At 64.3% G+C, this 13,765-nt stretch carries 13 protein-coding genes; 6 read left to right on the plus strand and 7 right to left on the minus strand.

Annotated features, from left to right (window positions below; translation table 11 throughout):
• Positions 1-159: 159 nt before the first annotated feature.
• The 5 genes from I6F31_RS35820 to pncA form a co-directional block, all read right to left on the minus strand.
• On the minus strand, positions 160-1,455 hold the full coding sequence (locus I6F31_RS35820) for a DUF1236 domain-containing protein (RefSeq protein WP_225154102.1): 1,296 nt from the start codon (positions 1,453-1,455) through the stop codon (positions 160-162).
• Between the two features lie 104 nt (positions 1,456-1,559).
• On the minus strand, positions 1,560-1,943 hold the full coding sequence (locus I6F31_RS35825; protein WP_036012369.1) for a GrlR family regulatory protein: 384 nt from the start codon (positions 1,941-1,943) through the stop codon (positions 1,560-1,562).
• Positions 1,944-1,973: 30 nt separating this feature from the next.
• The gene (locus tag I6F31_RS35830) at positions 1,974-4,007 is read right to left on the minus strand and encodes an NAD(+) synthase (RefSeq protein WP_225145727.1); all 2,034 of its coding nucleotides are present in this window, start codon (positions 4,005-4,007) and stop codon (positions 1,974-1,976) included.
• Positions 4,008-4,149: 142 nt separating this feature from the next.
• Positions 4,150-5,265 (minus strand): alpha/beta fold hydrolase, encoded by a 1,116-nt coding sequence (locus tag I6F31_RS35835; protein ID WP_225187025.1) that lies wholly within the window; start codon positions 5,263-5,265, stop codon positions 4,150-4,152.
• 16 nt (positions 5,266-5,281) lie between these two features.
• A complete protein-coding gene (gene pncA / locus I6F31_RS35840; protein WP_036028076.1) occupies positions 5,282-5,908 on the minus strand; it encodes a bifunctional nicotinamidase/pyrazinamidase in 627 nt (208 codons plus the stop codon).
• Between the two features lie 266 nt (positions 5,909-6,174).
• Between pncA and glk the strand changes: the two genes are divergently transcribed.
• Together glk and I6F31_RS35850 are read left to right on the plus strand one after the other, a co-directional pair.
• A complete protein-coding gene (gene glk / locus I6F31_RS35845; RefSeq protein WP_036012393.1) occupies positions 6,175-7,146 on the plus strand; it encodes a glucokinase in 972 nt (323 codons plus the stop codon).
• A gap of 136 nt (positions 7,147-7,282) precedes the next feature.
• Complete coding sequence (locus I6F31_RS35850) at positions 7,283-7,495, plus strand: hypothetical protein (RefSeq protein WP_036039656.1); 213 nt, start codon at positions 7,283-7,285, stop codon at positions 7,493-7,495.
• A 33-nt stretch (positions 7,496-7,528) separates the two neighbouring features.
• On the opposite strand, the gene I6F31_RS35855 is transcribed toward I6F31_RS35850, so the two are convergent.
• Together I6F31_RS35855 and I6F31_RS35860 are read right to left on the minus strand one after the other, a co-directional pair.
• Positions 7,529-7,906: a response regulator gene (locus tag I6F31_RS35855; RefSeq protein WP_036012398.1), complete on the minus strand. Its 378-nt coding sequence runs from the start codon at positions 7,904-7,906 to the stop codon at positions 7,529-7,531.
• 112 nt (positions 7,907-8,018) lie between these two features.
• Positions 8,019-8,822, minus strand: coding sequence for a Spy/CpxP family protein refolding chaperone (locus I6F31_RS35860; protein WP_225187026.1), 804 nt, complete (start codon positions 8,820-8,822; stop codon positions 8,019-8,021).
• A gap of 475 nt (positions 8,823-9,297) precedes the next feature.
• Between I6F31_RS35860 and I6F31_RS35865 the strand changes: the two genes are divergently transcribed.
• From I6F31_RS35865 to ugpC, 4 genes are all read left to right on the plus strand, one after another.
• Positions 9,298-10,638, plus strand: coding sequence for an extracellular solute-binding protein (locus tag I6F31_RS35865; protein WP_036012401.1), 1,341 nt, complete (start codon positions 9,298-9,300; stop codon positions 10,636-10,638).
• A gap of 121 nt (positions 10,639-10,759) precedes the next feature.
• Positions 10,760-11,698 (plus strand): sugar ABC transporter permease, encoded by a 939-nt coding sequence (locus I6F31_RS35870; protein WP_057029220.1) that lies wholly within the window; start codon positions 10,760-10,762, stop codon positions 11,696-11,698.
• A complete protein-coding gene (locus I6F31_RS35875; protein ID WP_036012407.1) occupies positions 11,698-12,609 on the plus strand; it encodes a carbohydrate ABC transporter permease in 912 nt (303 codons plus the stop codon). The genes I6F31_RS35870 and I6F31_RS35875 overlap by 1 nt, the downstream gene beginning before the upstream one ends.
• Positions 12,610-12,629: 20 nt before the next feature.
• On the plus strand, positions 12,630-13,730 hold the full coding sequence (gene ugpC / locus I6F31_RS35880) for a sn-glycerol-3-phosphate ABC transporter ATP-binding protein UgpC (protein ID WP_225148761.1): 1,101 nt from the start codon (positions 12,630-12,632) through the stop codon (positions 13,728-13,730).
• Positions 13,731-13,765 lie beyond the last annotated feature (35 nt).

A 13,765-nucleotide genomic window follows, 5' to 3' on the forward strand; every position in this document is an offset into this window, starting at 1 on the left:
CCACATGGGGCGGGGGATTGAAGGCTGGGGCAAGGTGACGAGGTCCGGACTCCTAGGCACTCCGGACCTCGAAACTTTTTAGATTGAACGCAGCAACGCGCCGTCCGGTGGGGCATCCGGGCGGCGCGTTGTCGTTTCAGAGCCTCTTTGTTTCGGCGCTTAGCGTGTCTGCGGCTCCAGCGTCACCGTGCAATCGCCCTGCCCTTGCGTCGCGACCACGATGTTGCCCGCGGGAGCGCCGAGAGCGATCGGCGTGGACGAGCCGCCGCCAGGCATCTGGACGATCACGCTCAGGGAATCGGTGCGCGCAGTCGAGCCCACGGTGGTCGGCTCGGCCTGAGCGACGTTGCCGGAGGCATCACGTCGCATGATCTGGCAGTTCACCATGTTGTTTCCGCCGGCCGCCGCCATGCTTGACGACGAGGAGGCGCTGCCACCCATTTGGGCCCGGGCCCGCGACGGATCGCGGGGTACCTGGCTGACGATGCGATGCGAGCGCGGCTCCACGATAATGACCTCGTCTTCCGTCGTGAAATATTCGTAGCCGCGATATGCAGGCTCGATCGAGACGATCTCGGGCGGCAGCCGATGCAGACGCACGCGCGAGGGAATCGTCTCGCCGACCCGGATCGAGATGTTCAGATTGCGCTCCGGCTGCGCCAGGCGTGCGCGGCTCACCGTTTCGGAGATCCGCACCTGCCTCTCGGTCGTCACCTGGGCCTGCTGGTTGACCTGCGTGTTGGTCTGCGTGGTCTGATTGGCCTGGTTGGTCTGCGTGCCCGTGGAGCCGGGCGCGGTCTGTGCGTTGTTGGTCGGTGCCGCGCGGCTGGTATCCGTCGCAGTGGCCGGCTGGTTGCTCTGTTGCGCCGGCGGCTGCTGCTCGGCGGCACTGCGCGGCGGCTGGGCCTGGTTGCGCTCGTTCTGGTTGGCTGTAGCTCCGGTGCGCTCGTTCTGCTGGCCAGCCGGACCAGTCGTCGGGCCAGTCTTGGATCTCTCGGATTCGGCGGTTGATTTCTGCGGCGCAGCCTTGTCCTGCGCAGCCTTGTCCTGCTTGGTTTCCGCACCGCTCTTGCCCGCATCGCGTCCGGGCTTGGTGCTCTCGGCCTCCCGGTTGCGATCGCGCGAAGGCTCACGAGAGTCTTGTGCCTGGTCCCTCGCCTTCGGTTGATTGCGCTCCGAGGCCGTCGCCGGCTGGCGCTTGTCGTCACTTGCCTCGCTCTTGGCAGCGCCGCCTCGATCCTCGCGGCCTGCGCCCTGAAGCCGCTCTTGGGCGCCTTGCGCGCGCTCTTGAACGCGTTCTTGAGCCGCACCACCGCGCTGCGGAGAAGCGCCCTTGGCCGGCTCCTCGGTCCGTTTCGGCTCGTCCCTGCGCTCACCGGGCGCCTGGGCATAGGCAAGGCCGGATGCGAGCATGAGCCCGACGGCCGCAGTCGATAACATCAAATGTTGACGCATGGTCCCTCTCCTCGACAATTCGCAACAATAAACGCGAACGTTCTGTTCGTACGAAGGTTCCTGAGCAGGAACGCAGTCGTGGAGGTGAGCCAATCAAGTCGCCATTACATCGCATCCTTCAGCGTCAGCCGCGCCGTGAACGTCACGCTGGTCTTGCCGACCAGCGCCATGCCTTCGACTTCCGCACCGCCGGGGAAATAGTCGCCGGAAAAGCCGCAGGTGACCTCCCTGCCGCCGAATGCGAGCGTCCTGCCGACCGCCTCGGTGTGCTGATTGACGATCATGTCGCCCCGCCACTTGCCGTTCCGGAAGGTGTAGCTGCCGGTGTAGTAGAAGTAGCTGTCGCCGCCCATGATGCGGCCGTCGCTGAGCACGACCACGCCCCTGGCCTGCCCACGCTTGCCGTCCCGCATCTCGATGTCGAAGATGTAGAGGCCGTTGACGACCCTGGCCTCCTCACCCGCTTCCGCTTCATCGCCAGCTGACATCCGATCATCCCCACCGATCCGCTGCCCCGATCAGTTCGGCACGTTCCGCTCGAGATCCTCGAGCCATGCCGCTGCACTCGAATCCGAGGGCGCGCGCCAATCGCCACGCGGCGACAATGAACCGCCGGCCGAGACCTTCGGCCCGTTCGGCATGGCCGAGCGCTTGAACTGGCTGAAGGCGAAGAAGCGGCGCAGGAACACCTCGAGCCAGCGGCGGATCTCCGGCAGATCATAGGCCCGGCGCCGATCGCTCGGGAAGGCCGGTGGCCATTCGCCCTTGGCAACGTCCTTCCATGCCTGAAGCGCCATGAAGGCGATCTTGGACGGCCGCATGCCGAAGCGCAGCGTATAGAACAGGTTGAAGTCCTGCAGTTCGTAAGGCCCGACGGACGCTTCCGTGCTCTGCGGCTTCTGGCCGGCCTCGACGGGCACGAGTTCCGGCGAGATCTCGGCCACAAGGATCGAGCCAAGCGTCCGGTTGACGTCGTCGCTGAACTGCTTGGAGGAGATCACCCAGCGGATCAGATGCTGGATCAGCGTCTTCGGCACGCCGGCGTTGACGTTGTAATGCGCCATCTGGTCGCCGACACCATAGGTGCACCAGCCGAGCGCGAGCTCGGAGAGATCGCCGGTTCCGATCACGATGCCGCCGTGATGGTTGGCGAGCCGAAACAAATAATCCGTGCGCAGGCCGGCCTGCACGTTCTCGAAGGTGACGTCGTAGACCTTCTCGCCCTTGCCGAAGGGATGGCCGATATCCTTCAGCATCTGCGTCGCCGTGGTGCGGATGTCGAGCTCCTGCCAGCTCGTCTGCAACGCCTTCATCAGCGCGAGCGCGTTGGTCTTGCTCTCGCTGCCGGTGGCAAAGCCCGGCATGGTGTAGGCCAGGATGTTCTCGCGCGGCAGGCCGAGCAGGTCGACCGCCTTGGCGGCGACGATCAGGGCGTGGGTGGAATCGAGGCCGCCCGACACGCCGATCACCACGCGCTTGGTACTGGTGGCGCGCATGCGCTGCACCAGCCCGGCGACCTGGATGTTGTAGGCCTCGTAGCAGTCCTGCTCGAGCAGGCTCTCATCGCTCGGCACGAATGGAAAGCGCTCGACCTTGCGCAGGAAGCCGATATCGGCGGCCGGCGGCTTCAGGGCAAATGTCACCTTGCGGAAAAACGCCTCGCGCTGCCGCCGGTTGTCGTCGAACGTTCCCATCAGCGCGCGCTCCTGCCGGAGCAGGTCGAGGTCGACGTCAGCCAGCGTGATCTGGCCGCCCTGGCGGAACCGCTCACCCTCGGCCAGCAGCACGCCGTTCTCGTAGATCGAGGTCTGACCGTCCCAAGCGAGATCGGTGGTGGATTCTCCGGCCCCGGCCGCGGAATAAACGTAAGCCGCGAGGCAGCGCGCCGAGGTCGATTGGCACAGCAACGCGCGCGAGCGCGCCCGGCCGATCGTGATCGGGCTGCCCGAGAGGTTGATCAGCACGCTCGCGCCCGCAAGCGCGAGCTCCGAGGCCGGCGTCACCGGGATCCACATGTCCTCGCAGATCTCGACGCCAATGGTGAGGCCCGGAACGTCCTCGGCCGCGAACAGGAGATCAACGCCGAACGGCGCATGCAGGCCGCCAAAGGCGATGGTCTCACCGGCGATGCCGGCGCCGGAGGCGAAATGCCGTCCCTCGTAGAACTCGCGATAGGTCGGCAAGTAAGATTTCGGCACGACGCCGAGGACGTTGCCGCGATGAATGACGACGGCGCAGTTGTAGATGCGATTGCCAAAGCGCAGCGGCGCCCCGACGATCAGGACCGTCATTAGCCCCGCGGAGGCCGCAACGACGCTTGCGAGCCCGCGCTCGACCGCATCAAGCAGCGGATCCTGCTTCACCAGGTCCTCGATCGCATAACCGGACAGGCACAGCTCGGGAAACACCGCGACCGCGACCGACTGCTCATGGCAGGCATTGGCCGCCGCCAGCACGGCCTTCACGTTGGCGCTGGGATCGGCGACGTGGGAGGTGGTCACGCAGGCTGCCACGCGCGCAAATCCGTGGGCGTAAATCGAGTGGAACGTCATCGAGCGCAGTACCCTCAAATCTCTCGCCGGCGGCCAAAGCCGTCAGCTCCGGTCATATTTAGCCCATCGATCTGGCCCCGTGCAGGCCATCCGCCGTCATGCATAACGGATTTGCGCCCCATCCGGTCCAGTGCCGGCGAGGTCAGGCGCTGCGGGCCAGCACGCCGGGCAGATCGCCGCGCAGCCACCCGGCGATTCGGGGCCAGGCATGCGCATGGGTGCGCGCGCCCATGAACAGGCCGAGGTGGTTGCTGGGCTCGGATGCCGCTGCAACGAAGGCAGGTGGCGTACCGACGAGCCCCGCGGTGGCCAGCGCTTGCGTCGCTGGCACTACATCGTCGTCGAGGCCGGCGAGCAGGAAGATCGGCGCCTTGACGTCCTTCAGATCGATCGGGCGCCCGAGCGCGACGAAACGGCCCTCGGCGATGCGGTTCTCCCGGAAGATCGCGTTGACGATCTCGAGATAATAAGTGCCCGGCAGGTTGAGCGTCTCGGTGTTCCAGCGGTCGAACCGCGCCAGCAGCTCGGAGCCCTGCTCGTCCGAGAGATCCCGCTGCAATGCCGTCCTGATATCGTCGTTGTCAGGGGTTTTGGACCAGAAGCGCAGCATCTCCTCGCCGCTGACATTGCCGCCGCCGCGCGCGACGAGCTGGTCATAGACCAGCTCGGGCGCGTTGCGGGCGAGCCGGGCCAGCGAGGACTCGATCGACAGGTCCACGGGAGCACCGACCAGAACCAGCCGCCGCACCTTGCCTGGAAAGCGCGCGGCATAGAGCAGCGACAGCCACCCGCCCTGGCACAGCCCGACGAGATCGACCGGCGCGCCGATCTCGTCGATGGCGACGTTGAGATCGCCGAGATAGCTGTCGATCGAGAGATAGCGCATGTCCGGCGTCGCTGACCGCCAGTCGGTGAGATAGATCCGGTCGATGCCGCCGTTCTGCAGCGACTGCACCACGCTGTGGCCTGGGGCGAAATCGGCGATCAGGGCCCGGTGCAGCGCATAGGGCGCGCAGACCAGCGCCGGCTGGCCGGACCGGGTCTGCGAGCAATCGCGCAAGTCCATCGTCGGGAGCTCCAACGCAACGCGGCTCGGCGTCGTCCATGGCAGGCTGCTGTCATCCTGTTGCTCGGGTGCCCGCTCCAGCCACCAGAAGCAGGCATCCATGGCGAGCTGCGCTGCCGCAAACGGCCAGAGCCGTGGATCATCATGAGCCTGGGCTGAACTGCGTGGCGGTTTGGAGGTCTTGTCCACCATGGCTACCTCGACATCCTCACAGAAACGCCTCGAGGCTCACGACGGCAATGCCGAGGTCCCGAAAACTCCGATGGGTCGCCGCGACCGAGCCGTCGAGATCGATGCCGCGACAGGCATCCTCGATGACGGCCACCTCCAACCCTGCCTTGCGCGCATCTTCCGCCGAGAAGCGGACGCAGAAGTCCAGCGCCAGACCTGCGACAAAGACGGTCTTCAGCTCGCGTTCGCGCAAATAACCAAGCAATCCGGTCGGTGTCCGATGGTCGTTCTCGAACAACGCCGAATAGGAATCGATGCCGCGGCGAAAGCCCTTGCGCACCACGAGGCTTGCCCGTGTCACGTGGAGATCGCGATGAAATTCCGCGCCGGCCGTGCCTTGCACGCAATGCGTCGGCCACAGCACCTGCCGGCCATAGTCGAGCTCGATGGTCTCGAACGGCTGCTTGCCGGCATGGTTCGGCGCGAACGAGACGTGGTCGCTCGGATGCCAGTCCTGGGTCAGCACCAGATTGGCGAATTTTTGGGCGATCCTGTTGATGGCGGGCACGACCTTCTCGCCACCGGGAACGGCGAGCGCCCCGCCGGTGCAGAAGTCGTTCTGCACGTCGATCACCAGCAACACGTCGCGGTCGGAAATCTTCATCGCCGTCCCATTTCGATCTGCCGGGCGCGACGGCGCCGGGCGACCACCTCAGTGTCGGCCTTCCCGCGCGGCTTCGCAACCACTGGCACGCGCGGCAGCTGCGCGAATTGGTCACCGTGGCCGCCACGATGCAACGGTTTGACCTCGTCCGTGTTGACTAGGCGCACCCAAGGGCAGATTCTCGCACCGCCCGCGCCAGGCGGATCGGGTCGAAGCAGCGGAGGACAGGGCTGCCAGGGCCTGAAGGTCGTGGCGGCGATGAGGCCATGAATATCGGCAAGACCGGAAAAATTCTTCTCGCCGATATCGGCGGCACCAATGCGCGCTTCGCGCTGAGCCCGAGCGGTCAGACCGGACCGATCGACTATGTCAAGGTCGCCGACTTCCCGACCGTGCGCGAAGCCATCGCGGACGTTTTGGCGCGCCGGTCCAACGGCGAGCAGCCCCATCGCGCGGTGCTGGCCGTGGCGGGTCCCGTCACCAACAATCGCTGCGTCATGACCAACAGTCCCTGGGTCATCGACGGCAACGAGCTGCAGTCCGCGCTCGGCTTCGACAGCGTCCATGTGCTGAACGATTTCGAGGTGGTGGCCTGGTCCCTGCCTGCCTTGGAGCCTTCAGACCTGGTCCCACTCGGCGGCGGCGACGGCCTGGCCGGCGAGCCGTTGCTGGTCGTGGGGCCTGGAACCGGATTTGGTGTGTCCTGCCTGGTCGACCGCCATGGTTCGCGCCTGGCCGTCGTTACCGAGGCTGGACATGCGACCCTGCCGGCGGAGAACGAGCGCGAGGAGCGCGTGATCGCCTGCTTGCGGCAGCGCCTCGGCCATGTCTCGATCGAGCGCGGTGCCCTCTCGGGCTCGGGGCTGCAAAACCTGTATGAAGCGTTGGCTGAGATCGACGGCGTCCAGGTGCCGCATCGCGATGCCGCCGGGATCACCAAGGCGGCCCTGGAGAACAGCTGTCCGGTCAGCCGCGCGACGCTCGAAATGTTTTGCGCCATCCTCGGCTCGGTCGCCGGCAATCTCGCGGTGACCTTCGGCGCCCGCGGCGGCGTCTATGTCGCCGGCGGAATCGTGCCGCGCTTCCGCGAGTTCCTCGCCGCCTCCGCTTTCCGGGCGCGCTTCGAAGCCAAGGGACGGTTCCAGGATTATCTGCGCAACATCCCGACCAGGCTCGTGATCAAACCCGATGCGAGCTTCCTCGGCCTGACGATGTTTGCCGAGCACAATTCCGGCTGAGGGCGCCCCCGCGGCGAGTTCCCGTCATGCACAGCTGATTGCGGCACATCTGCGGTTCCACGCAGGTTCGTGCTTGCCTACCTGTTCCCGATGAGAAACAATCTGTCCGTGTGTGGCGTAGTTGCGGGGGCGTGACATGCGTAAGCAGGATTCGGGTTTCGACTATCACCGCTATCACCGCCTGTTGCGCGAAGCGGACAGCGAAGACAAGCGGCTGGCGCTCATCGAGCTCCTGATCGAGGAAAAGGCCCGCGACCAGCTGGCTGCCCAGCGCGCTTCGGATCGCGCGGCCATGACGGCTCATACCATTGCAAGGGTGCTGAGGAACGGCCGCAACCCTGCCGGTTGAGTCCTTCCCGCCAGGCGGCAAAAGCGCGATCGGTCAGCTCGGGATAGTGGCCGACGGCTCCGGAAACATCGAGTCGATCATCGCCTTGAGCTGATCCATCGCGATCGGCTTGCGCAGGATCGGCCTGCGCCGGAGCAAGGACGGCAGCAGTTCCGGACCGTAGCCTGTGGCGAACAGAAACGGTTTTCCACGACGTTCGATCAAATCGGCGACGGGGTCGACATAGACGCCCATCAGATTGATGTCGAGGATGGCCAGATCGTACTGCGCGGTCATGGCAAAGGCGCTGGCGTCGCGCACATTGTCTGCCTCCGCAACGACGTGGTGGCCGAGTTCCTCCACCATGTCGGCGATCATCATCCGGATCAACGCCTCGTCTTCGACCAGGAAAACGGAGAGTCCGTCCGCCATATCAACCCCGCAATCAGCCGTGCGAAGCTAAGCATAACCGAATTGCGCTGTAGATACACGAATTCGTGGCGGGCGCCGTTAATTCACACGCGCCCGAACCGATTCAACTTGATCAATCCAGTCCGCGCTCGTGGCTGAGGCGCACCATTGCCTGGATGAACACCTGCTTCTGCTTGTCGTCGAGGCTGGAAAAGAGCGGCTCGGCGGCATCGGCGACGTTGCGCTGATCGCCGGCGCGATCGATCAGGAACTGGGCCTCGTTGCGCATCTGCTCGATGATGTCGTCGGGCGGATCGCGCTTGGCGCGCGCAATCCGCAGGTTGAGCCGCTCTGCGCCATTATGCCCAAGGTAGTGCATCGCGCTTGAGAAGCCGTACCAGTGCTTCTCCTGATCCGGCGTGAGGTTCAGCTCGCTCTTGATCCGCTCGATGTAGGAATCGCTGTTCGCGACGATCTGCTCGGCAGTCAGCTGCGGCGCACCGGGCTGGGTCAGAACCGTGACTTCCTTGTTGTCTTTACCCTTGTTGTCCTGCGGCGCGTTCTTCGCCTCCTTGGTCGCCTTGGCGTTCTTGCCCTTGGCGCTCTTGGCATCCTTGTCCTTGGCCCCGCCCTGCTGCTTGGAATCCTTCGCCGCGTCCTTGCCGGCCTCCCGGGGCGGCGGCGCCTGATTGCTGGTGTTGGTGTTGCCGACACCGAGCACGCCGGTGAAGACGCCGACCACGCCGCCGATGGCGCCACCGAGCACACCACCGACCGGACCTGCCGCCTTGTTGCCGGCCGCGGCGCCTTCCTGAACGCCCTTGACCAGACCTTGAGCATTCGCCACCGCGCCGGCCCCGAGCAACAGCGCGAGCATAGACCCCAGCGCCAGGCATCGCCGCAGATGAAGCCGCGCTGGTGCCGCCGGTTTGATCATTCTCGTCTCCATCATCGATCTGGCCTGTCAGCGAGGATCAGCCGCCAGGCGCAACTCTATCGTTTCCGCCACTTCGAGGTCCAGACGCGGCCGATTGCTGTCCACGCCCGAAAGGTCTTTCACGCGAAGCGGTTATCCAGCCTCTTGCGAAACTGAGGCGCAATTGCGCACGGCAGCGTTCGAGGCCGTTTGGCGCGAAGTGTGCGTCGCAAAAAACACCGTGCGCTGCGCCTGCGGCCCTATCGCCTTGCCAGACGTTGCGACCTTTCCGGGCACAACATGAGTTTTGGACGCGGAGCCGTTCGGCTTTCTCGACAGACGCGATCAATCATGATCTGATCGCGCTACCAATTTGCTGCGACAGGCGTGAATTGCCCACGCGGGCCGACGGCACCAACAAGAAAATCGACAACAAGAACTCAAGAAAGAAGTCTCAGAGGAAACTCCAACAACAACACCCAAGCGAGGAAACGAGATGTCACGCAAGACACTGACGCGACGTCAATTTGTGGCTGCCACTGCAATGTCCTCCGCGGCGCTGATCTCGGCGCCCTATGTCCGGGGCGCTTACGCCGCCGGCAAGCTCTCGATCGGCTTCTGGGACCATTGGGTGCCGGGCGCCAACAAGGCCTCGACCGAGCTCGTCAACGAATGGGCGGCGAAGGAGAAGGTCGAGATTTCCATCGACTACATCACAAGCCAGGGCAAGAAGATCGAGCTCACCATCGCGGCCGAGGCGGCGGCGAAGTCAGGCCACGATGTCCTGGCGATGCCGACATGGTGGCCGCACGCCCATGCCGAACTGCTCGAGCCGGTCAATGACATCATGGAGCCGATCATCAAGCAGAACGGCGACGTGAACGGCACCGTCAAATATCTGGGACGGGCCGGCAATAAATGGCTTGCGGTGCCCGCAACAATCGGAAGCCAGATCAAGGGGCCCTGCTCCCGCATCGATCTCCTGAAGAAGTTCGCCAATATCGATATCCAGGAAATATATCCGGCGGGCAGCCAGCCCAAGGCCGACAACTGGAACATGGAGACATTCCTGAAGGCGGCCGAGGCCTGCCAAAAAGGCGGCGTGCCCTTCGGCATCGGCCTGGGCGAGACCACCGACAGCACCGACACTGCCGGCGCCATCTTCCAGTCGTTCGGCGCTGAGCTGGTCAATGCCAAGGGCGATCTCACGGTGAAGACGGACGCGGTTCGCCAGGCGCTCGAATTCTACAAGAAGCTTATCGCGGTCCTGCCGCCCGACGTCGCCGCCTGGGATGACGCCTCCAACAATAAGTGGCTGATCTCCGGCAAAGGCGCGCTGATCATGAATCCTCCGAGCGCGTGGGCGGTCGCCAAGCGCGACGCGCCGCAGGTCGCCGAGCAGTGCTGGACCCACGGCATGCCGTCCGGTCCGAAAGGCCGTTATGCGCCCTACCTGCCTTATTTCTGGGGGACCTGGAGCTTCTCAAAGAACAAGGAAGCGGCGAAGAGCCTGCTCACGCATCTGTCGCAGCCGTCATCGATCGAGAAGTTCGTGGCCGCGAGCGGCGGTTACGACCTGCCGGCCTACGCGAACATGACGACGCTGAAGACTTGGCAGGAGGAAGGGCCGCCGAAGGGCACCCTTTATCACTACCCCAATCCCCACAATCACCAGACGCTGTCGATTGCGGCCTCTCCGGCTCCGCCCAAGATCGCCCAGCAGATCTATGCGCAGGCCACGCTGACCAAGATGTGCCTCCGCTACGCGCAGGGCGAGAAGATGGAGGCGACGCTCGCTTGGGCGGAAGGTGAGTGCGAAGGCTTCATGCGAAGCTGAGACAGAGACCGGCGGCTCACGCTGGACGTGAGCCGCCCGGTCTGGCTGCCGCCACAAGCTTCAATTTCTGAAGCCGGGTCCGCCGGCTTCCGTGCGAACGATCCTGCGAGGAAGATGCATCATGGCTGATGCCGTAGTTCGGCAACCCGGCGTCGCCCGGCCTGCGAGCGCCCACAAACGTGCAAGCCTGCACAACGCCCTCAGGCGGAAATCGACCGTGGCGTTCCTGATGACGCTGCCGCTGATCCTGCTGATCACGCTGCTCGTGGTCTATCCGGCCTTCTATTCGCTGCATCTGGCAACGCTGAACAAGTCGATGCAGAAGTTTGTAGGCTTCGGCAATTTCGAGTTCCTGTTCAGGCGCGACACATTCTGGCTGGTGGTCAAGCAATCCTGCATCTTCGCCATCACGGCCGTGGTCTTCAAGGCCCTGATCGGATTCGTCGTCGCGCATTTCGTTCACAACATTCCGGCCAAGGGCCAGCGCAAATGGCGCGGCATGCTGCTCGTGCCCTGGGTGATCCCGCCCGCGATGAGCACGCTTGCCTGGCTCTGGCTGTTCGACCCGTCCTACAGCGCCTTCAATTACACACTTGCATTCTTCGGTATCGGGCCCATCCCGTGGACCGGCGACGCCGCCTGGGCGCGTTTCGCCGTGATCCTGGTCAACGTCTGGTATGGCGCGCCCTTCTTCATGATCATGTATCTGGCCGCCCTAAAATCGGTGCCCGATCAGCTCTACGAGGCCGCCGCCATCGACGGCGCCAATTGGTGGCAGCGCATCTGGTATGTGACGCTGCCGATGATGCGCAACATCATCGCGATCACCACGCTGTTCTCCCTCATCGTCACCTTCGCCAATTTCGACATCGTGCGCATCCTGACCGCGGGAGGCCCGCTGGATCACACCCATATCTTTGCGACATGGGCGTTCCGGGTCGGCATCGAGGGCAGCGACATTCCGCTCGGCGCCAGCGTCTCGCTGTTCATGGTGCCGATCCTGGCGGTCGCCGCAATCTTCATCCTTCGCGACGTCAACAAACGCGGGAACGAGGCCTGATGAGCACCATGACAATCGACAAGGCCGGACCGCGCCGCAACGTCAAATACGGCAGCATGAGCCGCGACCGCGCCTGGGCGCTGCGCTGGTCCTACTTCTTCCTCGTGCTGTTTGCGATCTTCTCGCTGACGCCGCCACTCTACATGCTGATCACCTCGCTGAAGAGCAGCGCCGAGATTTCGGCGGCGACCAACCCTTGGTGGGTGTTCCATCCGACGCTGGACAACTATGCCGAGCTGCTGACGTCCAACCAGTTCCTGCGCTTCTTCTGGAATTCGGCGTGGGTCTCGATCATCGTGGTGACTCTCACCATGCTGATCAGCGTGCCGGCCGCGTTCGCGCTGGCACGCATGAAGTTCTGGGGCTCGGCGACACTCGCCACTGGCGTGTTCCTCACCTACCTCGTCCCCGACAGCCTGCTGTTCATTCCGCTATTCAAGATGTTCGCGCTGATCGGCGACTGGACGGGAGTCCAGCTGATCAACAGATGGTACGTGCTGCTCTTCATCTATCCGACGCTGACGGTCCCGTTCTGCACCTGGATCATGATCGGCTACTTCGCCTCGATCCCCAAAGAGCTCGACGAGGCCGCCATCATCGATGGAGCGTCCTGGTTTCAGACACTGACGCGGATCTTCATTCCGGTCGCGCTGCCCGGGCTGATCGCCGCGACCATCTTCGCCTTCACCGTATCCTGGGCGCAATTCCTCTATCCACTCGTGTTCACGACCTCAACGGACCAGCTCGTTCTGCCGGTCGGCATCATCACCACGCTGATCAAGGGCGACGTCTTCAATTGGGGACAGATCATGACCGGCGCGCTGCTCGGAGCCGCGCCGCCGCTCATCATCTACGCCTTCCTGATGGACTACTACATTGCCGGCCTTACCGCCGGTGCGACAAAGGGTTGAAAGCGGAGGGTTGAACTGAAATGGCCGACGTTTCCTTGCGGAAGGTAGTCAAGCGTTACGACGATGTCGAAGCCGTGCGCGGCATCGACCTCGACATCGCCGACCATGAGTTCATTGTGCTGGTCGGCCCCTCCGGCTGCGGCAAGTCGACCACGCTGCGCATGATCGCAGGCCTCGAGGACATCAGCGACGGCGACATCATGATCGGCGGCGATATCGTGAACGATGTGCCGCCGAAGGACCGCGACATCGCCATGGTGTTCCAGAACTACGCGCTCTACCCGCATATGACGGTCGCGGAGAACATGTCGTTCGGGCTGCGGCTGAAGCACTATCCCAAGGCCGAGATCAAGGCGCGGGTGACCGAAGCCGCCCGCCTCCTCGACATCACCGATCTGATCGACCGCAAGCCGAAGCAGCTCTCCGGCGGCCAGCGCCAGCGCGTCGCCATGGGCCGGGCCATCGTGCGCAATCCCAAGGTCTTCCTGTTCGACGAGCCGCTGTCCAATCTCGACGCGAAGCTCCGCGTGCAGATGCGGATCGAGATCAAGAAGGTGCACCAGAAGGTGCGCACCACGACGGTCTACGTCACCCACGACCAGGTCGAGGCGATGACGCTGGCCGACCGTGTCGTTGTCATGAACAAGGGCAAGATCGAGCAGATCGGCACGCCGAACGAGCTCTACCACAAGCCGGCGACGCGCTTCGTTGCCGGCTTCATCGGCTCGCCCGCGATGAACTTCATCCCGTGCCGGCTCGAGGATGTCGGCGGCACGCTTCAGATTCGCCTCACCGACCGCCTCGCCTTCGCGCTGCCGCCGGCCCGCGCCGCGCGCTACAACGCGCTGCCACGCACCGACAAGCTGCTGCTCGGCCTCCGTCCCGAGCATCTCACCGAGTGGCATGCGCATCTGGCGCCCGGGGTCGAGACCTTCGACACCGTGCTCGACGTCACCGAACCGATGGGCATGGAGACGCTGGTCTATTTCGGGCTCGAGGGCACGCCGGTCTGCGGCCGCGTCGATCCCAATGCCGGCGCCAAGGACGGGGCACCCATGCGCCTGGCGATGGACCTCAACAACATGCACCTGCTAAATGAGGAGACCGGCGTCGTGTTGTGACGCCGCGATCCAAGAAAAGCGAGCAGGTAGGGGAG

This window comes from Bradyrhizobium sp. NBAIM01 (genome assembly GCF_020194115.1).
In the GTDB taxonomy this organism is placed as follows: Bacteria; Pseudomonadota; Alphaproteobacteria; order Rhizobiales; family Xanthobacteraceae; genus Bradyrhizobium; species Bradyrhizobium yuanmingense.

Excerpts from the sequence above, each read along its gene's own strand:
- I6F31_RS35835 (WP_225187025.1), bottom strand. The coding sequence starts at position 5,265 with ATGGTGGACAAGACCTCCAAACCGCCACGCAGTTCAGCCCAGGCTCAT.
- I6F31_RS35865 (WP_036012401.1), top strand. The coding sequence starts at position 9,298 with ATGTCACGCAAGACACTGACGCGACGTCAATTTGTGGCTGCCACTGCA.
- I6F31_RS35860 (WP_225187026.1), bottom strand. The coding sequence starts at position 8,822 with ATGATCAAACCGGCGGCACCAGCGCGGCTTCATCTGCGGCGATGCCTG.
- I6F31_RS35820 (WP_225154102.1), bottom strand. The coding sequence starts at position 1,455 with ATGCGTCAACATTTGATGTTATCGACTGCGGCCGTCGGGCTCATGCTC.
- I6F31_RS35870 (WP_057029220.1), top strand. The coding sequence starts at position 10,760 with ATGGCTGATGCCGTAGTTCGGCAACCCGGCGTCGCCCGGCCTGCGAGC.
- I6F31_RS35850 (WP_036039656.1), top strand. The coding sequence starts at position 7,283 with ATGCGTAAGCAGGATTCGGGTTTCGACTATCACCGCTATCACCGCCTG.
- glk (WP_036012393.1), top strand. The coding sequence starts at position 6,175 with ATGAATATCGGCAAGACCGGAAAAATTCTTCTCGCCGATATCGGCGGC.
- pncA (WP_036028076.1), bottom strand. The coding sequence starts at position 5,908 with ATGAAGATTTCCGACCGCGACGTGTTGCTGGTGATCGACGTGCAGAAC.
- I6F31_RS35825 (WP_036012369.1), bottom strand. The coding sequence starts at position 1,943 with ATGTCAGCTGGCGATGAAGCGGAAGCGGGTGAGGAGGCCAGGGTCGTC.
- I6F31_RS35875 (WP_036012407.1), top strand. The coding sequence starts at position 11,698 with ATGAGCACCATGACAATCGACAAGGCCGGACCGCGCCGCAACGTCAAA.
- ugpC (WP_225148761.1), top strand. The coding sequence starts at position 12,630 with ATGGCCGACGTTTCCTTGCGGAAGGTAGTCAAGCGTTACGACGATGTC.
- I6F31_RS35855 (WP_036012398.1), bottom strand. The coding sequence starts at position 7,906 with ATGGCGGACGGACTCTCCGTTTTCCTGGTCGAAGACGAGGCGTTGATC.
- I6F31_RS35830 (WP_225145727.1), bottom strand. The coding sequence starts at position 4,007 with ATGACGTTCCACTCGATTTACGCCCACGGATTTGCGCGCGTGGCAGCC.